Raw genomic sequence first — 23814 nt, forward strand, 5'->3', positions numbered from 1 at the left:
AATAGCGAATAGCGAATAGCGAATAGCGAATAGCGAATAGCGAATAGCGAATAGCGAATAGCGGGATGAAAGAGAGAAAATTGGGCTGCACAAAAAACACCGTGTAGCCCAAAGGGGGGATTAGGCTAGGCCTAGCTTCTTCTCAAGGTAATGGATGTTGGTTCCACCTGCGAAGAAGTTTTCATCAGCCATAATGGCACGTTGAAGCGGGATATTCGTTTTAATTCCTTCAATTACAATCTCTTCAAGCGCGTGGCGCATACGAGCGATCGCTTCGTCTCGGCTTTCACCATAAGTGATAAGCTTACCGATCATAGAGTCGTAGTAAGGCGGTACGTGGTAGCCCGCGTAAATGTGCGACTCCCAGCGAATACCTAAGCCACCTGGCGCGTGGAACATGGTGATAGGACCAGGGCTTGGAATGAAGGTTTTTGGATCTTCTGCATTAATTCGGCATTCAATGGCGTGGCCACGAATTTGAATTTGCGACTGGTCGATAGACAGTGGCTGACCAGCAGCAATGCGAAGCTGTTCTTTAATGAGATCAACGCCTGTAATCATTTCAGATACAGGGTGCTCTACCTGAATACGAGTATTCATTTCAATGAAATAGAATTCGCCGTTTTCATATAAGAACTCGAACGTACCTGCGCCGCGGTAGCCAATTTCAACACAGGCTCTGCGGCAGCGATCGCCAATTTTGGTGCGCATTTGCTCAGAGATACCTGGTGCCGGAGCTTCTTCAACGACCTTCTGGTGACGACGCTGCATTGAACAGTCGCGCTCACCTAAGTGGATGGCGTTACCTTGTCCATCGGCTAGTACCTGAATTTCAACGTGACGTGGGTTCTCAAGGAATTTTTCCATATAAACCGTTGAGTTACCAAAGGCAGCGCCAGCTTCAGCCTGCGTTGTTTCAATGGCTTTAACCAATTCCGCTTCGCTGCGAACCACGCGCATACCACGACCACCGCCGCCGCCCGCAGCTTTAACGATGATAGGGTAACCAATGCGCTTAGCAATGGCTTTGTTGCGCTCTACGTCATCTGTTAGCGGGCCGTCGGAGCCTGGCACGCAGGGTACCCCTGCTTTTTTCATTGCATTAATAGCAGAAACTTTGTCACCCATTAGGTTAATAGTTTCGGGTTTAGGGCCAATGAAAATAAAGCCGCTCTTTTCTACCGCTTCAGCAAAGTCTGCGTTTTCCGCTAGGAAACCGTAACCTGGGTGAATAGCGATTGAATTTGTGACCTCGGCCGCAGCGATGATGCGCGGTATATTAAGGTAACTTTCGGTTGCCGATGCTTTACCAATACAAATTGATTCATCAGCTAGCAACACGTGCTTCAAGTTTTTATCCGCAGTAGAGTGCACGGCTACGGTTTTGATGCCTAGTTCTTTACAGGCTCTCAAAATACGTAGGGCAATCTCACCACGGTTAGCAATAAGTACTTTATCTAGCATAGTTAAGCACTCGCTTATTCAATGATGAACATTGGCTGGTCGAATTCGACAGGATCTTGGTTTTCCACCAAGATTGCCTTAACCACACCTGCTTTATCTGCTTCAATTTGGTTCATCATCTTCATGGCTTCAACGATACAAAGCGTGTCGCCAACTTTTACTTGCTGACCCACTTCTGCAAAGGCTTTTGCAGTAGGAGAAGATGCACGGTAGAAAGTACCTACCATAGGAGACTTAACAACGTGACCTTCTGGCTGTGCAGGCTCCGCTGGCGCTTCTGATGCAGTAGTGGCTGCCGCTGCTGGAGCAGGAGCCATTTGCGGTGCTGCAGGCGCTGCAAAGCTGTAGTTCATTGGCGCTTGAACACCTGTAGGTCCACGGTGGATGCGTACAGACTCTTCGCCTTCAGTGATCTCTAGCTCGGCAATGCCAGATTCTTCCACGAGTTCGATGAGTTTTTTAATCTTTCTAATATCCATGTTCTGTCTCTGCGTTATTTTAACGATTTCGGTAAATTGATTGCTGCAGTTAGCGCGAGCGAATAACCCATGGCACCAAGGCCAACAATGACGCCAGCTGCAACATCAGAAAAATAAGAATGGTGACGAAACGGTTCGCGGGCGTGAACGTTCGACAAATGCACTTCAATAAACGGAATACTGACACTCAACAATGCATCGCGAAGGGCGACGCTGGTGTGCGTGAAAGCAGCAGGATTAATAATAATGGCATCAACTGTACCCATAGCAGCGTGCACGCGTTCAATCAGTTCAAACTCTGCGTTAGACTGAAAGTGCGTTAAGGTCACTTCGCTCGAGGCAGCCTGCGCCTGCAAATCATCAACGATGTCTTGCAAGGTTTGTGTGCCGTACTTTTCGGGTTCTCGTTGTCCTAACATATTTAAGTTAGGGCCGTTCAGTAACAAAATGTTCATCTAGTTTGCTGCTATCTTCGGGAAAAAATCACTGTTTTCGTCATTTCAACAAATTTTTGTGACAGTTGCACGAAAAAACGCCAATTAATTTTCTCATTTATTGTGTTAGCTGATGATTATAGTGATAGATAAAGTTTTCGCAGCAAAATACTGGTCTAATCAGGTGTTTTCGGTGCAAAGTTTAAGTTAGATTTTTGGGCGTAAACCCGCAGCAAGCTGTGTGATTCAGTGGTATTGGTTACACGAGTTAAAGAGAGGTGTCGGCAAGAGAAAAGGGAACGCTAACATATTTGCCGTGAAACTTAGCCACATAAACAGCGAAGTGGAGGTGTGGTAAGGAAGAGAAACCGGTGTTGCCGGTATAACCGATAAGCTGTCCTCGTTTCACGGTTTGCCCTCGGGTTACTACTACTCCTTTATATTTTAGGTGAAAGTATTCACCGGTAGTGCCGTCATTATGAAGAATGGCGACATAATTACCATATTCAGCAAAGTCGGGGGTTGGTCCGCCTTTATTGCCGTCATCTTTGGTGTCTATCACCACACCTTCACGGGCTGCTAAAATAGGGGTTCCGACAGGAGCAGCAAAATCAAGAGCATATCTTGACGCACCCGAATGGCTAAAGGATCCATTGAATCCCTGTACAATGCTGTATTCGCTCGCCGGCTGCAGGGGAGAAAGGTAGGTATAGGTATTGTCATGCTTCGCATCTATTCGCCCCACTGTCCATTTAACGCGCATGGTTTCCCAAAATGTTTCAGGTTCTTCTATTACGCCTAAAGGTATAGCGTTGTCTGTATTCAAAAACGCGTTGGCGTGAAACAGGGGCTTCAGTGAATTTTCTTGAGACGGTATTTGAAACAGTTCATTGGAATACAGGGTAAGCGTAACAGGAAAGGAGATTTTTCGTTGAACAGAGACAAGATAAAGCGAAGAAGACGAGGGCGTAAGTTCAAAACAAAAGCGCTTGTTGTCAAAACAGCCTGTTGTTTTTGCCGAAACCGAAAATGAAGACACGAGTGACATAACCAAGAAGACCTGAAGCAAGGTCGGCCTTTTAGTTTGTAACCTATACCGAATCAAACTAAAAAAGGCAGCGCTTTGCACTGCCTGCTGTGCTTGAAGGCGATAGGCCTCGGATTCAGATACATTAGTCGGAGCTATTGTTTGCATCGTCATTCGCTTTAGACTGATTGTTTAGCCACTCGTCAACGTGACCAGCGAAAGCATTCGCTTTCATAAATCCAGTAACGCGGGCTTTTTCTATTTCATCACCATTTTTATCAAAGAATAGAATGGTGGGGAGACCAAGGACGTTGAACGTATCAAAAATTTCCTGGCGTTCTGGTGTGTTATCGGTAAGGTCCATTTGCATCCACACCGTGTTGCTAAGCGCTGTAACCACTTTCTGGTCAGGGAAGGTGTATTTTTCGAATTCCTTACAGGCCACACACCAGTCTGCGTAAAGGTCAACCATTACGGTTTTTCCATTGGCGTTGGCGGCATCTATTTTATTGCGTAAATCCGCTAAATCTCTTGCAATAACAAAGTCTGGGTGACCCACATGTTTACCGTCGGTACTTTCGCCCCACAACCCAGTGTTAAGCCCCGCTTGATAGGTAAGACCTGCGCTGCCCATGATACCTACTGCAACCAACACAGCACGCACTAGCTTCGCGAGAGAGTTTTTACTTGCGCGGTTGAGTACCCAGTAATAACCAAATAGACCAAAGCCTAACAAGGCCCAAAGAAAACCAGTGGCAGGGCTGTTGTAGAGACGCTCAATAAACACAATAGCCACCACAAGCATCATAAAGCCGAAGGTCACCTTAACCACATTCATCCAGTTACCTGCTTTAGGAAGCAGCTTTCCGCCTGTCATGCCAAACAGAATGAGCGGAACGCCCATACCAATACTCAATAGATAAAGGGAGATGAATCCGAGTGTCATATCGCCCGTTTGGGCGACAAATAATAAAATGCCGGTTAGTGGGGCGGTAGTGCAGGGCGAGGCAATAAGGCCAGACAATACGCCCATAACAAAAACACCTGCGAAACTGCCGGGCGTTTGATTGTTACTCATGTGAGTCAGCTTTTCTTGATACTTTGCGGGAAGCTGAATTTCAAAACCACCAAACAGAGCAATGGCGAGCGCGATGAAAAGAATAATAAACACGCCAAGTACGACCGGGTGTTGTAGCGCTGCCTGAAACTGCGCGCCAGCCACAGCAACCACCAAACCAAGCAACGAGTACGTAATCGCCATACCCTGAACGTAAACAAAGGTTAGCCAGAAAGCGTGTGACACAGTTTTCGGCTTTCCTTGACCAATAACAATACCTGACACAATGGGATACATAGGGAACACGCATGGCGTGAACGCTAAGCCTATGCCCAACGCAAAAAACAGGGCGAGGGTAAGGGCAAGATTATCTTTATCGATAAGCTGTTGGGCTAGGTCAAACTGTTCGCTTTGCGAAAAGCTTGTGGCGCTATTTGATCCCGACGCCGCATCTGTGTTGGCCGGTGCGCTGCTTCCTACCTCGTTTAAATACACTACTTTCACTGTGGGAGGGTAGCAAAGCCCTGCGTCAGCACACCCTTGATAGCGAATTTTAACGACGCCATCACTGCCCGCTGATTCAATAGGCAGGGTAATAGATACGCCGTCGTAAAATACCTCAGACTCGCCGAAAAATTCATCTTCGATCATCACGCCACTTGGGAATGCGGGCTCGCCAATTTCAGCTTCTTTAGCCACAAACTTGAATTGCTTTCGGTACAAATAATAGCCGTCTGCAATATCGAAGGTGAGCTTTAACGTGTTTTCTTTTTGATTAAAGTCGAAAGCAAACGCTTGCTCGACGTCTAAGAATTGTGGTTCGTCTGCAAATGGATCATCGAATGCACTGGGTACCTGCGCATAAGAAACAGCACTTAACATCGAGATTAAACAAAGCACTGAAATAACATATGCGGTAAAACGACGGTACAGTGGCGCTACTGGCAGATTGGTCGACATGAGAAACGTAGTCATAAGTTCAAATTTCATTATTATCTATTTTTCTTTTTGATTATTTTTGTTCAGTTAACGTTGCAACGTGGTTTGTAACCAATGGCCGTAAGCGCTGCTTGCTTCGGCATTAAGTTCTAACCACTCAGGAACATCGTACGGATGAAGTTCGCTTACCCTATCAAATGCCTCAAGAACATTTTGTGTGTTGGTCTTGATGAGAAGCTGGCATTCCCTGTCGCTTTCTATCTTTCCCTGCCATTCATACACTGACTCGATCCCCTTGATAATATTTACGCAGGCGGCGAGTTTTTCTTCAACAAGTGAACTGGCAATTAACTGTGCCGTGTTCTCATCTGGCGCGGTACACAATACAAGCTTTATCGTCATGGCATCTTTTACCTATTTGCGCATGTTACTTGGTGGTTATGGCGTAACTAAATAGACCTATATAGGACCATCATTCTTTCACAAACAAAGTATATCACGGTCGCAATCGGTCGCTTTAAGTGACTATTTAAGCGAAATGATAGGCACCTTTTCTTGTTATTACGTACAAAGTCACTATAACGGGTTATGAATACACGAAAGAGGAAACGTTTTGCGGGTTTTATTTTTATTGTTTGCCCTATTACCTATTTTAGAGATTGCGCTGCTGATTAATGTGGGAAGCGTGATCGGCGGTTGGAATACCGTAGGTTTGGTTATTTTATCGGCGTTTATTGGTGCTTACTTTGTTAAACGCGAAGGGGTAAGTACGTTACAGACTGCACAAGAAAAAATGCAGCGAAACGAAGTGCCGGGAAAAGAGTTGGTTGAAGGTTTGATGCTGGTGGTAGCCGGTATCTTATTGGTTACGCCGGGATTTATTACCGATATTTTTGGCTTTCTGTTAGCTATGCCGGGTTCCCGTCATTTCTTTGCTGCACAAGTCGGTAAGCATATGAAAATGCGTGTAGTGGCTCCGGGAATGGGGCCGGGAGCAGGTTTTGGGCAAGGTCAATCACCTTTTGGTCAGAGCCCATTTGGCGACAGATCCGGCGAAAATCAACGCGGTGACGATATTATCGAGGGTGAATATACCGATCACACCACCAACGACCCCGATAAACGATTGAAATAGACGTTCTTTCCCATTTATCTACTTTTTTACCCCAACCTTATGCCATTTATCGCCATAGATGGCATTCCCATGACCTCATGCCACGTTAAATTTTTCGAAAAAATAAATATTTAGTGAAAAAACCAATTTTTTTACATTTTTTTATTTAAAAACCCTTGAAGTTATCTGGGTACTACCCCATCTATCCGTGCAGAAACGATTTTAACTGCTCAGCAATGAGCAACCCAAGCACACAACATTCAGGCAGTCTGAGTGTTGGTAACTACATAACTTTGAATAGTGGAATTTTCAGGAGACTTGAAAATGGCAATTCGTCCTTTACACGACCGCGTAATCCTTAAGCGCGCAGAGCAAGAAAGCAAATCTGCAGGCGGTATCGTTCTGACTGGTTCTGCAGCAGAAAAATCTACACGCGGTGAAGTGATCGCAGTAGGTAACGGTCGCATCCTTGAGAACGGTGAAGTAAAAGCGCTAGACGTTAAAGTTGGCGACACCGTTATTTTCAACGACGGTTACGGCGTAAAAACAGAAAAGCTGGATGGTGAAGAAGTACTTATCCTAAGCGAAAGCGACATTCTAGCGATTGTTGAGTAATTACAACTAACGTTAAAACGAATTTTAGAGGAATTTAATCATGGCAGCTAAAGAAGTACGTTTTGGTGATGACGCTCGCAGTAAAATGCTTAAAGGCGTAAATATTCTAGCGAACGCAGTAAAAGTAACACTAGGTCCAAAAGGCCGTAACGTTGTTCTAGACAAGTCATTTGGTGCTCCAACCATCACTAAAGATGGTGTATCTGTAGCGAAAGAAATCGAGCTTGAAGACAAGTTCGAGAATATGGGCGCGCAGATGGTTAAAGAAGTAGCGTCTAAAGCGAACGACGAAGCGGGTGACGGTACTACTACTGCAACTGTACTAGCACAAGCAATCGTAACTGAAGGTCTTAAGAGTGTTGCAGCGGGTATGAACCCAATGGATCTTAAGCGCGGTATCGACAAAGCAGTTATTGCAGCCGTTGAAGAGCTAAAAGCCCTTTCTACTGACTGTGCAGACAGCAAGTCTATCGCTCAAGTAGGTACTATCTCTGCAAACTCTGATTCAGAAGTGGGCGACATCATTGCACAAGCAATGGAAAAAGTAGGTAAAGAAGGTGTTATCACCGTAGAAGAAGGTCAGGCACTTCAAAACGAACTAGACGTTGTTGAAGGTATGCAGTTCGACCGTGGTTACCTATCGCCATACTTCATCAACAACCAAGAAAACGGCACAGTTGAACTAGACAACCCGTTCATCCTATTGGTTGACAAGAAAATCTCTAACATCCGCGAGCTACTTCCTACCCTTGAAGGCGTAGCGAAAGCTGGTAAGCCGCTAATGATCATCGCTGAAGATGTTGAAGGCGAAGCGCTAGCTACACTAGTAGTAAATAACATGCGCGGTATTGTTAAAACGGCAGCGGTTAAAGCCCCTGGTTTTGGTGACCGTCGAAAAGCAATGCTTCAAGACATCGCTATCCTAACTGGCGGTACAGTAATTTCTGAAGAGATTGGTCTAGACCTTGAAAAAGTTCAGCTTGAAGACCTAGGTACTGCTAAGCGCGTAGTTATCAACAAAGACAACACAACTGTTGTTGACGGTAACGGCGACCAAGAAGCGATTGAAGGCCGTTGTGCTCAAATCAAAGGTCAAATTGAAGAGTCTACGTCAGACTACGACAAAGAGAAGCTTCAAGAGCGTCTAGCTAAGCTTTCAGGTGGCGTTGCAGTAATTAAAGTTGGTGCAGCTACTGAAGTTGAAATGAAAGAGAAGAAAGACCGCGTAGAAGATGCACTACACGCAACTCGTGCAGCGGTTGAAGAAGGTGTGGTACCTGGTGGTGGTGTAGCACTAGTTCGCGCAGCAGCTAAACTTGCTGACCTAACTGGTGACAACGAAGACCAAACAGTAGGTATCAAGCTTGCACTACGTGCAATGGAAGCGCCTCTACGTCAAATCTCTATCAACTCAGGTGCAGAAGCATCTGTAGTAGTTAACGAAGTGAAGAACGGCGAAGGTAACTACGGTTACAACGCAGGTAACGACACTTACGGCGACATGCTAGAGATGGGTATCCTTGACCCAACAAAAGTAACGCGCTCTGCACTTCAGTTCGCATCATCAATTGCTTCACTAATGATCACAACTGAAGCAATGGTAGCTGAACTACCTAAAGAAGATGGCCCAGCAATGCCTGATATGGGCGGCATGGGCGGAATGGGCGGCATGATGTAATCATCCCAAGCTTAACGTTTAAAAGAAAAGCGCAGCTCTTAGAGCTGCGCTTTTTTGTATATAGCATCGCAAAACAAAAGTGATTATCGTTGTTATAATGAAAACAAATAGGTCTATCAGTAAATAAGAGCAAATATGGCAACGGCATCCGCACTTCACATTTTGGTAAAAACAGAGAAAGAAGCGCTTTCTATTCTAGAGCAGCTTAAAAAGGGCAAAGATTTTGCAACGTTAGCAAAGCGTTATTCTAACTGTCCTTCGGGCAAGCGTGGCGGCGATCTCGGTGAATTTCGCCGAGGCCAAATGGTAAAAGCCTTCGATGATGTAGTGTTTAAAAAAGAGGTGCTAAAAGTTCATGGGCCGGTGAAAACCCGTTTCGGCTTTCACCTTATTAAAACTCTTTATCGCAGCAAATAAAGCCGAAGTAAGCAACGTGCTTAGTTAAGAAATGCCGTTCAAGGTACGTATTTAAGTTCTAGTCTCAAATACGTAGCGCAATCTAGAACTATTAAACATGCAGGGGTGGTTAGCGCTTTCAAGGAGCTTAAAATAAGTGACTGGGGTTAGGCTAATTACCCGGTTCCCACTTTTCGCCGCATACCGCTTTTTTTGTGAATATGGCGTAAGGACTGTTAGCGTTGTGAAGTTGGCTGCGAAGTGCTGCGCCGTGATCCACAGAGATAAATGGAGTCTCGGACGCTTTTCCTTGTTCATCTAGCATGAAATAGTTACTGGTATAGCTTGTCAACATCATGCGGTTATCGTGACCGAAATCGCTTAAGCGAACTTGAGTTATAGCTTTAAATTTAGCGTTAGGGTTTGACAGACCTACTATTTTCTTAAAAAAGTAGCCTTTATCAGTTTGAAGCTGTGAAAAGCCGTTTAAGGTATTTATTAACGCTTTTACGTCGATGGCTTCGCGCTGTAGCATAAAGTCGTGATGAATAGCATTGCCGTCTTTTCTTAAGCTTTCTTCTGAAGGCATTTTACCCGCGGTGTAGGCTTGTTCAGACTCCAGTGATGAAAGGTATGCTTGTCCTTCTTCCCCATAGTGGAGTAGCGCTTTGGTGTTAACGTTCACGTAGTAATCGCTAATTCCAGCAGGCACCACTTCAAAAAGCATAACATCGGGCGTTACAGCCCCGCGCTCTTCTGGTGTTAGGGGCCCTTTGGCTACGCACTTATCAGAAATGAAATAGTAATATAGGCCCGCTTCAATGGCGAAGGCTGCATTAGAGAGTACTGCGCAGGTGGCCAATAGCATTAGCCGAGAGAAAAGCGGTTTAAATGCTGTTACAGCACTGCCTATTTGCATATCAACGACGCCTTATTGTTTGATGCATTTATGTATAATACCAATCCATGTGGACTAATGGTATCGGCGTCATTGTAAGGGGTAGTGGGTAAAAGCGCGAGCTAAGCTTTGGAACGCGCTTTAAATTTAGTTCGTAGCTCAATTAAGCTAAGTAAGAGCTTACGAGCCAAGTCCGCCGTTAACGTGGGCGAAGGACAATGGTGTCGCTAGCGTAGTCGGTAGATATCTGTAAATTGTCGGCAAGGGCTGCAATAAGCGCGTCTACATCATTGGTATTGAATAGCCCCGCCACTTGCATATTGGCAAGGGCAGCATCGCCTAATACAACGGTTTTATCGGTATATCGGCTAACTTCTTCAATTACGTCAATTAAAGGCTCGCCGCGAAACACAATTTTGCCTTCCCGCCAGCTTAAATCATTCGCGATATCTTCATCTGACACTGTCTCGATGGTGCTGTTAGGCAAAGATAAAAGCGACTTTTCACCTTGAACTAACGTCAGTGGCTGAGCCTGCGGTTTAATAATTGGATCAATAATGCTTTCGCCATTCGCTTTGTGAAGTGTATAGCTAGCGACTTCTACTACGCCTTCGGTAACTACCAGTTCAAGGTCGCCGCGATGATATTGCACATTAAATGCAGTACCAACTGCCTGTATAGCTTTACCTGCTGCAAGTACATTGAGCGGGCGGGATTTGTCTTTCGCTACTTCGATATGAAGTTCGCCCTTCACGAGCTGAATAATCCGGGACGTATCCGTAAAGGCAATGTTCACTTGAGAATTCGTATTGAGCCAAAGTGTACTGCCATCCTCTAGAGCAATATTCTTGTGCTCTCCCGCTTTGGTCGAGGCTTGTAACGAGTAGTTAGCGGCTTGTGCAGCAGGTGCTGTTTGATGAGAAGGGGAGAATAAATTTATTCCCTGAAAGCTCAAGAATCCCACTACTAGAAACGAAGCAGCGATAGCTAATGGACCCTTCCATGACATTGTGTTGTCTGCCTTTTGCTTTACGTTAAGCTCAGGAGTATGAGGCACGATATCAGACAACTCGCTAAGCACAGACATTTTGTCCCACAAGGCAACCATTTCCAAGAAGGTGTCGCGATGCAAAGGCGTAGCAAGCCATGTTTTTAGTGCACGAGTTTCGCTGTCATCAAGCCCATTGTCTAACTTCACAAGCCATTCGCTGGCGGCATCAAGTGTACGTTCATCGCTGTTAAAGTGAACTACGTTACTGTTGCTATCCGATTTTTTGAAATTTGTATCGTTCGTTGAACTATTCATGGGCGTCTCTCTTAATTTCCGCCGCGGTTTGTTGCCCACCACTTTGATAAACATTCGTCCGTGTCTGCGACGTCGTTTGTCGTCGCATAAACAAAGTGCATCGTTTTATACCTTCAGCAATATGCTTTTCCACGGTTTTTTCGCTTATCTCTAATTCTTGGGCAATCTCTTTAAGAGAGTAGCCATACACTTTCTTTAACACAAATGCGCGCCTGCACTGTTTGGGAAGGGCGCGCACTGCGTCGCAAAACAACTTAAACTCTTGCTGGGTAGCGTTGTTGTGAAATATCTCGTCTTCAACACCGCTAATTGCGCTTTCCAGCGCTGCCGCAACTTCTACGCTGTCGTCTACCATGCGTGTTTCTGCACGTTTTAAATGGTCGTAAGCTAAGTTTTTTGCGGTTCTAAATAAAAACGACTTGGGCTCTTTAATATGTTCAGTCGTTTTCGCCTGACACAAGCGCACATATGTATCCTGCAGTATGTCATCGACTTCTTTAGGCGGCACTAGACGCGATAGCATTTTGGCCATCGAGCCGCGCGCCGACATATAGGCATTATGTATGGCTGTTTCTATGGGCATATTTTTATTTTTTTTCGTTGTTACTTGTTAAGACGACAGCCACACTATTTTCCCCCAGTATTTTAATCGTTATCGCTAAAAAATAAATTTGTTAATAGGTTGTATATAATGCGTCGCTGGTTTACAACAACAGCATTCAAAAGAGAGTAGAATGACGCAGGCGCGTCAAAACTCCCCCAAAATCATAACAACAGTAGCGTAAGTACAAATATGCCTGCGGCTAATAACCCAAACAACTCATTAATCATGCTACCTTTTAAGCCCAAGGCTTTAACGGTGGCGCTTTGTATGGTGTCGTTGGGTACAAGCTATTCAAGTAGTGCGCAGTCAGTAGTGCCCCATCAACAAGATGAGGTGATTGCTCAGGACGCGTCACCGCTACCGGCCATAGATTTTACTATCCCTGCTCAAAGCGCAGACGGCGCGATTATCGCCTTTGCCAATCAAGCGAACCTAACCGTTATATTCCCTTTCAATAAAGTAAGGCATATTTCTGCTAATGAAGTAAGTGGTAACTATACGCCCAAAGCTGCTATTGAAAAGCTTTTGTTGGGAACAGGCCTTGGTGCTGAAATCATAGATAGTACCCGCATTAAAATAGTGTCTACTGGTGATAGGGATAAGAATAGTCACTTACTCGGTCGCCTTTTAAGCGTCATTACTGCACAAGACGATAGCTTGGTAACAGTCCCTGATGCACAAGGCAGTTACGATATCGAATACATAGAAGTGAGGGGGTTGCGCGCACGGGTCGCGCAATCGGTTGGCATTAAACGCAATGCAAACGTTATTATTGACACCATTCAGTCGGTAGATATGGGCAAGTTTCCCGATCAAAACTTGGCTGAGGCGCTGCAGCGAGTTACCGGGGTGTCTATTGACCGCGCAGAAGGAGAAGGGCAGCTCGTTACAGTAAGAGGCTTTGGGCCTGAATTTAACCGGGTTCTGCTAAACGGTAGGCCCATGGCAACCGATAAACTTGGGCGTGAGTTCAGCTTTGACACACTAGCCTCTGAAATCGTCAGTAGTGTAACCGTACACAAGCAAAGCCAAGCGACTATGCAATCGGGCGGCATTGGCGCAACGATTGATGTTCAAACGGCAAAACCCCTGTCGTTTAAAGGGATGCGGGCAGCAGGTAGCGTCAAAATGCAGTACGATACCAATTCGCAACAATATGCGCCTTCTACTTCTGCTATGTTTAGCAACACTTATTTAGACAATTCATTTGGCGTATTAGCCTCATTTACCCAACACAAACGGCAGGCTAGGCTAGAGGAAGCCCAGATCGATGGCTGGTTGGTAAATACTAACGTACCCGAAAATCAGCTATCTAACGAAGCATCTACGCTGTATGTGCCTAGAAATTACGATCAAAGAGTGCGCTTCGACGATAGAACTCGAACGGGCGCTGCACTCGTTCTACAATATCGGCCTACCAACAAGCTAGAGCTTACCGCCGATTATTTGGGGTCGACATTTGATGTAGAGACCTCGGCAACCTCGATGGGGCATTGGTTTACTTCAAGTAACTTAGAAGATGTTGTGGTTGATGAAAACGGCACGGCGGTGGCTTTCTCACAAAACAGTGGCCATGCCACCGACTTTCACGCCCGTACATTTAACCGTTCATCGACCTTAAAAAGCTTCGGTTTTGCAGCAAACTATATCGCAAGCGATAGAGTAATTGTCGATGCTGATTTGTCTTACTCAATGGCCAATGTCGATGACAATAACGGAGAGGGCAATTCACTCTCGCTTATCGGTTATCTCAATCGTTCTTCCTTCGACCATACTCAGCAAAATATTCTGCCCGCTATATCGGGCTTTGAACAAGTCAACCCGCGTCAGGTCAATGCCCTTGGGGAGGCTGTGGGTGTGTCCCACTATTTAGACCCAGCCAACGGCCGTTCCCACGTTATGCTGCGCCGAGGATGGAGTATTGATGATGATATAGGCCAAGCAAAAATCAACGTAAGTGTGCTTGGTGATGAGAACTGGTTCAGTAAAATTGACGTTGGCGCTGCGTTAACTCAGCGAGAAAAAGCCAATGAAAGAAGAGATAACGAAGCGGATGCGAGGCACTGCAGTTTTTGTGGCTACTTCGATTCACCAGATATTCCAGATAGCTTTCAAACCCTATTTGATGCAGGCGACGACTTTCTCGGGTCGGTAAGTGGGCATGAAAATATTCCTCATCAGTGGCTGCGGCACGATGGCGATACGCTGTTTCATTACCTGGAGAACGCTGGGAATGTCAGTTTAGCCGCTGAAACACGAGGCAGTTCTTTCGCGGTTAAAGAAACGGTGTATGCGGGGTATATTCAAGCCGCCATTGAAAAGGATTATGCGCCTTGGTTTATTGATGTGCATGCAGGGCTTCGCACTGAATATACCGACGTCGCGGTTAGTGGTGTTGACGAGCAGCTATCTGCGTTGGTTATTTTAGATCAAACCGAGCTGGGGCAAGAGTTTGGTGCGTCAGTAAGTATTGATGAAACATCAAGTTATACCAACTTTTTGCCGAGTGTGAGCGTTAAGGCCAGTTGGTTAGATAGCTGGGTATTTCGCGGAGCATATAATCACAGTCTTACTCGCCCAACGTTAGAGCAAATGGCGCCAGGTGTTACCTATACCACTACGCGACAAGGGGGAGACTTGCGAGCTCGTATAGGCAATGCACAGCTATTGCCCTTTGAAGCAAAAAACATTGATGTGGCCATTGAGCACTACTACCAGGAAAATAGCTATCTATCGGCGGGGTATTTTAGGAAAACGGTAGATAATTTTATTGTTAATGAGAGCAGTACACAAACCTTTAATAACGTGACCGACCCTAGTACAGGCGCAGATCCAAACGCGGCTGACGATGCTGATGCGTTAGCGCAATTTTCCGTAATATCTCCTCGCAACGGCGAATCGGCAACGGTTGAAGGCGTCGAGATTGCAATGCAGCATTTGTTTGGCGAGTCAGGGTGGGGAATACAGGCCAATGCGAGCTTTGTAGACAGTAACGCAGAGTTAGATACCGCCAACATTCGTTCAACCTTTGCGCTTACTGGGCTATCTGGCGCGAAAAATATGGTGCTGTTTTACGAGAAGGACGCCCTGCAGTGGCGTGTGGCCTGGAATCAGCGAGAGGGATTTTTACAGTCACTTAATCAAACGCAGAGCACCGAGCCCACCTTTGTGAGTCCTTACGAGCAATGGGATATGAGCATTTCATACCAGTTCAGCCCGAAGGTCGCGGTATTTTTTGAAGGCATAAATATTACCAACGAAACCGTGCATAAACGTGGCAGATTCAGTAACCACCTTTTACTAGTGCAAGATGCTGGAGCCCGCTATGCGTTAGGCGTTAACATTACTTACTGAGTGTATCTTGCATGCGACGCTAACAGCGCTTGGCGTCTTAGCTTTTCGGTGAAGCCTTTTCTAACGCTTCTATTTCTTTCCACAGTTGCTCAGATTGGGCAGTAAGCAAAGAATAGGTTTTTATGTCACCGTTTCGCTGGGCATGCATGGCTTTCTCAAGCAAGGCGTCATACTGCTTGCGCATCTTCTTTGATGGGTTGCTTTTAAATAGTCCAAACATCTTCATAATCCTAGAAAAAAGTGCTGAAACGCGCCCTAAAAGAAAGGGGGCTAAGTAGGCGCGCTTAAAACGATTGTTAGCGACTTAACGTTGAGACAGCTGCTTTCGATCACCTTTTTTCGTGAACAAACCTTCATGTTTAACAGGTTCAAACAGACAAAGGTTGATGCGAATGCTGCTACTAATAAGGCTTCAGTAGCAGCCTTTGGCCTTAAATAAGTGAAGCTACGGGTTAAAAAATAACACTGGCATTTGCGGTTAATCTGCTTTTTTTTACATCAACAGCGCCCGAAATATCGTTGGGTAAACACCCACTATGTAGCAGGTTGGCGGGGTACAATACGGCGCGATTGTATTTAGGCGCAATGCGGCCAATTTGAGTAAACATGGCGGAATCACCATTGATATAGGCTTTAGGCGGCAGTCCGACGGTGGTGGCCTGGCGTTTTAAGGTTTTGAAATAACCTTCGTACTGGGCTGCATCAACGCGTTCTAAGCCGGTTTCAATATGCCGGTAAAATGCGGTGCCGCCCAAGGGGTCGTTGAAAAGATAGTGCACCAATGCCCACTCGTTATCCTTTTGCGTATCAATGTGCGGAATACATTGAATGGGCGATAGACTTTTTGGGTCTTGATTAGCAATAGATAGTTGTACTAACGCTATCTGTGGCGGCTTTTCTACCCCAACATCCTGCATATCATTATGCGAAACAAGCTGGCTGAAAAGTGCGGGTAACGAGGTGTTTAGGTGTGCTTCATACCCCACAGGTGCGTGACTTCTCACGCCAGGGTAAAAATCGCCTTCTCGTTTTATGAATTGATGATGACTGGCTATGGTCTCAACCAAGCCATGCGGGTCTGGGATAAAATCATCAATTACAACAACGGGGGTGGCGCTCTCGCCAACCCTTATTAATTCGTAGTTTGAAACCATGCGTCTGCGTTTTTATTCGCCTTGTTCTTTTTGTCGATAAGGGCATAGATTTGTGCGTTCGACGCTACCATCGTGTAAATGCTTTGCAGCATGTGTCGTGCATGTAAATCGGCAATCGCGTCAGCGCTTAACGCGGCTAGCTTATCTTCGTCAATGGTATATAACCCTGTTATAGACGTTTTACTTTCGTTTTCAAAGGTAATATCCAGGGTAAGCGGTGTAATAAGATTATGCTGTTGTAGTGCAGCAATAAAGTGTTGGTTTTGCGTTTCACCGTCAAGAAGCTGGGCGAGTACTTGCTGCTTCTCTAACAAATAATTGCTGGGCTCTCCTGTGTTATCAAAAAGCGGCGTTCCCTTTTCTTCGCTTACGGAAGCGTTATCCATATCAATGCACAGCACCCGGTCACTGCTGTCAGCGCCTTGTGCTTCTGTTCCTACATAAAAAGGCAAGCGTTCAAACTGCGCGGGAATATAAACTGCATCCCATTCACCTTGCTGCCAAAAGAGGTTTTCGTTTTCTTCAAAACCTAGCAAGGCAGATAAGCCAAATTGTCCAGAATCATTGAATTTGGTAATGACTACGGGGTAGTGCACGATAAGTTTGCTAAGCTCTGACACCACTACCGGCACAAGGTGCTGATTGGCCCCTAGGGATAATGCGTCGTCGGTCACTTTAAGGCCTGAATGCAGCTTGTTATTAATGGCAACCATGTTTGTCATACGCCAGTCCTTTTTATTGTTTTACTGTTAAACGGCCTGCAGGCCGAATTGGTGAATTTTATTGATAAGCTCGCGATGCTTAGGCAGTTTCTCCACCGCCATGCTGCGCGCTTTCCTGTTCTGCATCAACTGCTGTTTGGCAAAGTCGGCATTTACCCACTGCTGATGCGTACCTAGCTGAGAGGTAAAGCCCATACCGTACAGCACATACTGATAGCTTGCCGCAGGAAATACCTCATTATTGCTGGTGAAGTCTTTGTCACTAGGCGGGTGGTATTGCCACAACGCAAGTAATTCTTTTAATGAGTCAGGAATGGTGTGGCTATCGCGATTGTCTCGCCAAAATGGGCTGTCTTCTCGCTTACTCAGCATGTAATGCAGCTTTAAGAAGTCGATAATTCGCTGCCAACGATAAGAAAACGTGTCGTTGAAGCGCTTCGCCACAATATCCATCACAGCTCGGTTTGCTGGCAATTGCTCGGCAATCATTGAGGCCGATAATTCAACCAGTACAAGGGCCGAGGCTTCCAAAGGCTCCAGAAAACCCGCCGCTAAACCAACCGCCACGCAGTTGTTCTGCCAAAAGCGCTGTCTGTGTCCGCTTTGAATGGTGATATCTTTTACGTTTATATCGTCTATACCATTTAAAGAACTGGTTTGGCGAACGTATGTGTCTAGGCGAGCATAGGCGTCATCTTTACTTTGGTGCCTGCTGGAATAGACGTGGCCTACGCCACGGCGCGACTGCAAACCAATATCCCAAATCCAACCGGCGTCTTGTGCGGTGGAAATAGTGTGTGAGGCGATAGGGCTTTGTGGCGTGTCGTAAGGTACGTGTACTGCCAACGCGCGGTCGATAAAAAGCACATCGTCGCAGGGAATAAACGGTACCTTGTAGTGTTCGCCAAGCAGCATAGACTTGAAGCCGGTACAGTCAACAAAAAGGTCGCCTTCTACTGTCACACCTTGCTCGGTATGAAGGGCTTTAATATCGCCGCTATCAAAGCTTTCGACGTGGTTAACATCGGCCAGCACATGTTGTACGCCTAATTTTTCAGTGCAATGCTTGGTTAAAAAGGCGGTAAATTTTCCTGCGTCTAGGTGATAAGCATAGTTTGCGGTGCCTGCAAACTCTGCGTGGCGTATGCTTTTAGGTGCACAGCCTGCTTCGCATATTGCTTCTTGTACACACACAGCATGGGAAAAAGATTCGTTTAATTCTGGTGCTACCGTCTGCCAGTAAGGGCCTAAATTTGTTTGCGAAAACCCTTGCGGCAGCATAAGAGGGTGGTAGTAAAAATCGCTCTCTTCACCAGTGGTCCATTTAGCGAACTTTGCGCCTTGCTTGAATGTGGCGTCACACTCTTTGATGAATGTAGTTTCGCTAATACCGAATGCAATTAACGTAGAGCGCATGGTAGGCCAGGTGCCTTCACCCACGCCAATAATAGGCACATTGGGGCTTTCTACTAAGGTTACTTTAATGTCTTTGCGGGTAGCGCACTGATGCTGCGCTGCAATACGACCAGCCGTAAGCCACCCTGCGCTGCCGCCACCGACTACTACAATGTGCGTTATGGGAGTTGCTGTTGTCATACTGTGTTCCTGAATAAAAACTGTGGCTACCAAAGGGTAGCCACGAATGTGGGGCCAACAAATGCCGGCCCCAATTACGCGAAACTAAAAGTTTCCGCGCACACCGAAGGCCCAACGTCTGCCGCTGTCTTCAACCAACAGCAAGTGATTAGAGAAGCGACCGCGTTTATGTACAAACTCTTCTGTAAGGTTAATACCTTCAAAGAAGATTTCTACATTGTCTGTCACGCTGTAGCTACCGCTAATGTCAAGCTGTTGATAAGACTCAACAATGGTTGGGCCGTCACCCTGCCCTTGTGTCAACGACTGAACAAACTCGTCACGCCAGTTATAGGCAAGGCGAATTTGATAGTCGTCAGTTTCATAAAATGCCACCAAGTTGTAAGAATCACTTAACCCGGTTAGCGCAAATACTTGATTAATATCGAACGGGTCTAGCTCGGCATCACTGTCAACAATGGTACCGTTGGCCAGTACACCAAAACCGTTATCAAAGGTGTGTTGAAGCGCAAGTTCGAAGCCATCTACCGTTGCGTCTTCACCGTTATTGGGTAGCGTATTGGTAAACACCGCCACGGCGTCGCCCGCATCTGGCGCACTGGCGTTAGCTCCTGTAGATGGGTCTGTTAGCAGGCTGCCGTCAGCAAGCTCGAAAGTTTTGTCTTCTTGGCTATTAACAATAAAGTTTGATACAAGCTTTCTGAAGTATCCAATTGAAGCGTAACTTGCTTCGTCGTAGTAATACTCAAGCGACAAGTCTAAGTTATCTGACTTAAACGGCTCTAGCGCAGGATTACCACTGGTAGAGGTTAAGTCACCACCTTGACGGGTAGTCGTAATTACCGTTACCGGCGACATGCTGTTTAGCGTGGGGCGGGTAATGGTTGAACTTGCCGCAAAGCGCGCAATTAGGTCGTCGGTAATTTCCAAGCGTACGCTGAAGTTAGGCAACAAAACGTCGTAATCAGACTCAGTGGCAATACTTTGCGCATCACCAAAGCCCGCGAGCATTTCGGTTTGATCCAGAATGGTTAAGCCCGTTATTGGCGCTTGCGTTCCGTTAACCGTGACGTCGGTTGATTCATAGCGCACGCCTGCAGTTGCGCTTAAGAACATGTCGGCTACTTCGCCTTCAAAATCGAACTCTATGTAGGTAGAGAGAATGTCTTCTTCAACTTCAAAGCTATTGTTACGGCGTACTGCATCAAAGCTAATAGATTCGCCGTTTACGCTTTGATAGTAAGATTCTAAAAACGCAAAGTTGGCTTCGCCATCATGGGCAAGCCAAGAGGTTGGCATACGGCCGCTTCCGCTTACGTCAGAAAGGAAATCGCTACCCGCGTCAAAAACGTATTGGCTACCTGCTGGTATTTCCGGTAAATCTGGATAACCACAGTAAGTACAGTGTATGCCTACACCTTCATTGTCCCAACGGGTAAGTGATTTGGTTTCGGTGCTGTATTGTGCACCAAAGCGAATTTCGGTTAAGCCGCTGCCGTCGGTTACGTACTCACCGTCAAATCGCAGTTGGCTCACTTCGTCTTCTACTGCCCATCCGCGGCGCAGCATAACGTGGGCGCGGCTGTTAGCTTCATCAAGGTGATTACTGACACCATCAGGCGTAAGTGCTGGATTGTAAATAGGGAAGCCGTCAGGACCTGTAACAATCGCGCCATCTAGCTCTTGTTGGCCGCTATAAATATTGCCATTAGGCGAGGCGAACATGCTTGCAACAGGCAGGATATTGTCGTCTACTTGGAAACGTACGCGGTTGGCATAGCCAATAAGTGATAGCTGATCGCCGCCGCCGTTGTTGGCTTCGCGCTCGGCTTCTGAATGACTTAAATCGAATGATAGGTTTAAGTTATCTGAGTACTGATAATCAAAGTTCAGACCTATGGCATAAGTATCAGTTAGACGATCGAACGTTTTGGCGTGCATATCTGTCGCCAAACCCACCTCTTGGTACAAGTCGACAATAGTACCGTTTGCATCCACTGTTGGGCTGCGGCGATTGCCGTTTTCATCGAACAAGCTTCCATCATCACCCACACCTTGAAGATTTGGTGCAGTAAACCAGTGGCCGTACGACGTCGCTTCAGATTCTACGTCAAAATCTGAGTACAGTGCGTCTGCAGTTACAACCAGTTGGTCGTTAGGCGCATATTGGAATACAAGGTTAGCGTTTGTGCGGGTACGTTCTTCAAACGTCACTTTGTGATCGTAGTTGCGCGGTGAAAATACATTGCCTGTCCAGGCTTCGCCTGACTGAGTAACGGGGTTTGGCACCCCAACGTTTTCTAACCAGCCGTCCATTTGCGCCTGATTTAAGCGAGTTTCACGCTCTTGGTGTGAGACGGCAAGCAATACACCGAAGGTATCGTCGTTAAAAGTATTGCTGATAAGGCCAGAGAATTGGGGCGTGGTTTCTTCGCTATTTTCGTCGTACACGCCTTTTACCGAACCCGCCATTTTAAAACCGTTTAACGCAAATGGGCGTGCGGTATTTATGTTAATCGTTGAGCCCACACCACCAGACTGCATAGTCGCTGTTGACGTTTTATGTACATCTAGGCTGCTTACTAACTCAGAAGCTATCGTGTCGAAGCTAAAAGCGCGCGAGTCGTTTTCTGACGCCATTTGACGGCCATTCACCAATACCGTATTAAATTGGGGGCCAAAGCCACGCACGGTAATAAGCTGACCTTCACCGCCAGAGCGGTCGATAGAGACGCCGGTAATACGCTGTAGTGATTCAGCTAAGTTGGTATCAGGGAAGTCACCGATATCTTCGGCACTTATGGCATCAACTACGCCGGCGGAGCTGCGTTTAACATCCATTGATTTTGCAACCGATGAACGGATACCACTTACCTCAATCACTTCTACGTCATTATTGGGTTGCGCGTCTTGGGCAAATGCACTATTGGCAGAAATAGCCGACGCTAAAACTGCTGCCACTGAGCATGCAAGCTTGGTTTTCCTATACATGATGGTGTGTGTCCTAATGGTTAATTTTAATGTGCTTTGTGGTGTGCACCCCACAACGCTTTATTTCGCAGCATGTCGCTGTTAATTCATCAAGACGACGCAATATGTAAAATCCCCCAAATTTATTTAACATTTTTTTAAATTGTTAAGTTAAAGGTGCTCTCGTGACGTTGTTTGTTAACCGGAGACAGACACTTCTCACCTTTACGTTTGTTTGAATTTTGTACAAATAAACTCATATTCATAAGGTTAATGTATAATAATCTGCTCCATTTATTTTATGTATGCCATTTCTATATAAATATTAGTTATGACTCGTAAGCAAAAGATACTAGTGGTGTATGTGCTTATAGCGTAGCTTTGCCTTACTCTCGCTTGAAAAATAAGCGAAACAAGCGGTGTTATTTAAGGTGAAATAAAAGCAAACATTGCGTGATTTGCTTTTAATTTCGTGAGGGAATGCTAGGCATAAGTGAATAAAATGACTTGGTCGTGTTTAAAGAGTGTCATTCTCAGATAGCCGGAATGTGAGGAGAAGCGTGTGAAAATCATAATTTTAAATGAGTCAAAAGCGCCAGATCCGCTAAATAATGTGGAGAAGCGATGCGCAGCTACACCAAGCAGCGCACAACGCCTGGTGAAAAAGGGAGCAACGCTACTGCTTGAAGCAGGAGCGGGGTTGCACGCAGGTTATTCAGATAAAGAATACGAAGAAGCTGGTGCAACTATTATTGATAACGTGAATGTGGCGTTATCAACCGTAGATATGCTGGTCGCTGTGAATAAACCCTCTGATGCGCAGTTAGCGTTGATGAAAAAAGGGGCCGTCGTGGTAGGCCATCTTGACCCTTTCTTTCAGCAACCGCTGATAGAGTCTATTGCAGAGAAGGGATTAACCGCTATTTCTGTAGAGATGATCCCCCGTTCTTCACGTGCTCAGAAAATGGATGCACTAAGTTCTCAAGCAAGCCTTGCTGGTTACGTGATGGTAATGCAGGCAGCGAATAAGCTGCCATCAATATTACCTATGATGATGACGCCCTCTGGAACAATAAAACCAGCGAAGGTATTTATCATTGGCGCAGGCGTAGCGGGTCTACAAGCTATTGCAACCGCGAAGCGCTTAGGGGCAAACGTGCTTGCTTACGACACCCGAGCGGTTGTTGCCGAGCAGGTAGAGTCGCTGGGTGGGAAATTTTTAAAAATTGATATTGGCGAAACCGGTCAAACCAAAGACGGTTACGCGAAAGAACTGACTGACGAACAAAAAGCGAAGCAGCAAGAAGCACAGCGCGACGCTATTGCCGATTCAGACATTGTTATTACTACGGCACAGTTATTTGGTCGCAAACCACCGGTGCTTATTTCGAAAGACACGCTCGCACTCATGAAGCCTGGCAGTGTGGTGGTTGATATGGCGGCGACGTCAGGTGGAAACGTAGAAGGCTCTGTGGCAGGCGAAACCGTTGAAATTAATGGTGTGACCATTATTGGTAACGGCAACTGGAGTCAGTTTGTTGCCAGAGCTGCAACCGATATGTATGCCAACAATATTTATAACTTGATTGACGAATTCTTTGACGATGAAACCAAAACCTTTGGTTTGAATTTAGAAGACGACATTCTCGCAGGTTGTGTGATAACTCACGACGGCAATATTATCAACGATATGCTCAACAACGCATACAAAGGAGCCTAATCATGGAAATCATTTACCTACTTTTCATTGTGCTTTTGGCAGCGTTTTTGGGTTTTGAGTTAATTCGAAAAGTGCCTGCAACGCTGCACACGCCCTTGATGTCGGGCTCTAATGCCATTTCTGGTATCACGCTGGTTGGCGCATTAGCCGCGTCGGGTAGCGATAACAACCTGCTCACTACGATACTGGGTACGGCAGCTGTGGCGCTGGCGAGCATAAACGTGGTGGGTGGCTATCTTGTGACCGACCGCATGCTTGGCATGTTTAAGAAAAAACAAAAATAAGGA

General features: G+C 46.0%; 21 protein-coding genes. 7 read left to right on the forward strand and 14 right to left on the reverse strand.

Annotation, left to right across the window (positions count from 1 at the left end):
- Nucleotides 1–120: 120 nt before the first annotated feature.
- The 6 genes from accC to cutA form a co-directional block, all read right to left on the reverse strand.
- Nucleotides 121–1464, reverse strand: a complete 1344-nt coding sequence (gene accC / locus JC525_RS09295) for an acetyl-CoA carboxylase biotin carboxylase subunit (RefSeq protein WP_198815588.1) — start codon at nt 1462–1464, stop codon at nt 121–123.
- A 14-nt stretch (nt 1465–1478) separates the two neighbouring features.
- Nucleotides 1479–1943, reverse strand: coding sequence for an acetyl-CoA carboxylase biotin carboxyl carrier protein (gene accB / locus JC525_RS09300; RefSeq protein WP_014951276.1), 465 nt, complete (start codon nt 1941–1943; stop codon nt 1479–1481).
- A 14-nt stretch (nt 1944–1957) separates the two neighbouring features.
- Complete coding sequence (gene aroQ / locus JC525_RS09305) at nt 1958–2398, reverse strand: type II 3-dehydroquinate dehydratase (RefSeq protein WP_198815589.1); 441 nt, start codon at nt 2396–2398, stop codon at nt 1958–1960.
- A 247-nt stretch (nt 2399–2645) separates the two neighbouring features.
- A complete protein-coding gene (locus JC525_RS09310; RefSeq protein WP_198815669.1) occupies nt 2646–3425 on the reverse strand; it encodes a M23 family metallopeptidase in 780 nt (259 codons plus the stop codon).
- 124 nt (nt 3426–3549) lie between these two features.
- Nucleotides 3550–5421, reverse strand: coding sequence for a protein-disulfide reductase DsbD (locus JC525_RS09315; protein WP_442859537.1), 1872 nt, complete (start codon nt 5419–5421; stop codon nt 3550–3552).
- Nucleotides 5422–5487: 66 nt separating this feature from the next.
- Nucleotides 5488–5802: a divalent-cation tolerance protein CutA gene (gene cutA, locus JC525_RS09320; protein ID WP_198815591.1), complete on the reverse strand. Its 315-nt coding sequence runs from the start codon at nt 5800–5802 to the stop codon at nt 5488–5490.
- A 211-nt stretch (nt 5803–6013) separates the two neighbouring features.
- Between cutA and JC525_RS09325 the strand changes: the two genes are divergently transcribed.
- From JC525_RS09325 to ppiC, 4 genes are all read left to right on the forward strand, one after another.
- Entirely contained in the window at nt 6014–6535 is a 522-nt protein-coding gene (locus JC525_RS09325; RefSeq protein WP_198815592.1) for an FxsA family protein, read from the forward strand.
- A gap of 303 nt (nt 6536–6838) precedes the next feature.
- Nucleotides 6839–7129, forward strand: a complete 291-nt coding sequence (locus tag JC525_RS09330) for a co-chaperone GroES (protein ID WP_012520088.1) — start codon at nt 6839–6841, stop codon at nt 7127–7129.
- Nucleotides 7130–7169: 40 nt separating this feature from the next.
- Complete coding sequence (gene groL / locus JC525_RS09335) at nt 7170–8807, forward strand: chaperonin GroEL (protein WP_198815593.1); 1638 nt, start codon at nt 7170–7172, stop codon at nt 8805–8807.
- Between the two features lie 135 nt (nt 8808–8942).
- A complete protein-coding gene (gene ppiC, locus JC525_RS09340; protein ID WP_198815594.1) occupies nt 8943–9224 on the forward strand; it encodes a peptidylprolyl isomerase PpiC in 282 nt (93 codons plus the stop codon).
- Between the two features lie 151 nt (nt 9225–9375).
- Here ppiC and JC525_RS09345 read toward each other — a convergent pair whose 3' ends face one another.
- The 3 genes from JC525_RS09345 to JC525_RS09355 form a co-directional block, all read right to left on the reverse strand.
- Nucleotides 9376–10122, reverse strand: a complete 747-nt coding sequence (locus JC525_RS09345) for a hypothetical protein (RefSeq protein ID WP_198815595.1) — start codon at nt 10120–10122, stop codon at nt 9376–9378.
- A gap of 178 nt (nt 10123–10300) precedes the next feature.
- Nucleotides 10301–11407: a FecR family protein gene (locus tag JC525_RS09350; RefSeq protein ID WP_198815596.1), complete on the reverse strand. Its 1107-nt coding sequence runs from the start codon at nt 11405–11407 to the stop codon at nt 10301–10303.
- Entirely contained in the window at nt 11400–11990 is a 591-nt protein-coding gene (locus JC525_RS09355) for a sigma-70 family RNA polymerase sigma factor (RefSeq protein ID WP_198815597.1), read from the reverse strand. Before JC525_RS09355 ends, JC525_RS09350 begins: the two co-directional genes overlap by 8 nt.
- 210 nt (nt 11991–12200) lie before the next feature.
- Between JC525_RS09355 and JC525_RS09360 the strand changes: the two genes are divergently transcribed.
- A complete protein-coding gene (locus JC525_RS09360) occupies nt 12201–15365 on the forward strand; it encodes a TonB-dependent receptor (protein ID WP_233095089.1) in 3165 nt (1054 codons plus the stop codon).
- Nucleotides 15366–15402: 37 nt separating this feature from the next.
- Here JC525_RS09360 and JC525_RS09365 read toward each other — a convergent pair whose 3' ends face one another.
- From JC525_RS09365 to JC525_RS09385, 5 genes are all read right to left on the reverse strand, one after another.
- A complete protein-coding gene (locus JC525_RS09365; protein WP_020746822.1) occupies nt 15403–15585 on the reverse strand; it encodes a DUF6435 family protein in 183 nt (60 codons plus the stop codon).
- A gap of 232 nt (nt 15586–15817) precedes the next feature.
- Nucleotides 15818–16519: a DUF6445 family protein gene (locus tag JC525_RS09370; protein ID WP_071960221.1), complete on the reverse strand. Its 702-nt coding sequence runs from the start codon at nt 16517–16519 to the stop codon at nt 15818–15820.
- Entirely contained in the window at nt 16498–17241 is a 744-nt protein-coding gene (locus tag JC525_RS09375; RefSeq protein ID WP_198815598.1) for a SapC family protein, read from the reverse strand. The genes JC525_RS09370 and JC525_RS09375 overlap by 22 nt, the downstream gene beginning before the upstream one ends.
- A gap of 27 nt (nt 17242–17268) precedes the next feature.
- Nucleotides 17269–18837, reverse strand: a complete 1569-nt coding sequence (locus JC525_RS09380; protein WP_198815599.1) for a tryptophan halogenase family protein — start codon at nt 18835–18837, stop codon at nt 17269–17271.
- Between the two features lie 84 nt (nt 18838–18921).
- Nucleotides 18922–21828: a TonB-dependent receptor gene (locus JC525_RS09385; protein ID WP_198815600.1), complete on the reverse strand. Its 2907-nt coding sequence runs from the start codon at nt 21826–21828 to the stop codon at nt 18922–18924.
- A 541-nt stretch (nt 21829–22369) separates the two neighbouring features.
- Between JC525_RS09385 and JC525_RS09390 the strand changes: the two genes are divergently transcribed.
- Together JC525_RS09390 and JC525_RS09395 are read left to right on the forward strand one after the other, a co-directional pair.
- The gene (locus JC525_RS09390) at nt 22370–23527 is read left to right on the forward strand and encodes an NAD(P) transhydrogenase subunit alpha (RefSeq protein ID WP_198815601.1); all 1158 of its coding nucleotides are present in this window, start codon (nt 22370–22372) and stop codon (nt 23525–23527) included.
- Nucleotides 23528–23529: 2 nt separating this feature from the next.
- Entirely contained in the window at nt 23530–23811 is a 282-nt protein-coding gene (locus JC525_RS09395; RefSeq protein WP_012520065.1) for an NAD(P) transhydrogenase subunit alpha, read from the forward strand.
- Nucleotides 23812–23814: the final 3 nt, after the last annotated feature.

This window comes from Alteromonas sp. IB21 (assembly GCF_016405965.1).
In the GTDB taxonomy this organism is placed as follows: Bacteria; Pseudomonadota; Gammaproteobacteria; order Enterobacterales; family Alteromonadaceae; genus Alteromonas.